Origin of the sequence: Priestia sp. SIMBA_032 (assembly GCF_046535215.1) — a bacterium.
GTDB lineage: Bacteria > Bacillota > Bacilli > Bacillales > Bacillaceae_H > Priestia > Priestia aryabhattai.
Genome location: NZ_JAWRXD010001196.1, coordinates 1 through 251 on the forward strand (window position 1 = coordinate 1; position 251 = coordinate 251).

The following is a 251-nucleotide window of genomic DNA, read 5'->3' on the forward strand; positions in this document are numbered from 1 at the left end:
CTGATGGATTAGCTGTATCCGTTACAGCCAGAAGTACTAAGTATGATTTTGTTTCCAGAGTCTTTTTCCCGAAACTCAATGTAAATGAAGATCCAGTTTGCGGTTCAGGACATTGTAGTTTCATCCCATTTTGGGCCCAACGTCTTGGTAAAGATGAAATGGTAGCAAGACAGCTGTCTGACCGAGGGGGAACACTATATTGTAAATATGAGGGAGACAGAGTGAAAATTGCGGGAACAGCAGTTGTATAT

General features: G+C 41.8%; 1 protein-coding gene. It reads left to right on the forward strand.

The window, feature by feature from the left end; genetic code table 11:
* Positions 1-251: PhzF family phenazine biosynthesis protein (locus SB717_RS38100; RefSeq protein WP_410908376.1), on the forward strand; the 251-nt coding region annotated here is incomplete at both ends.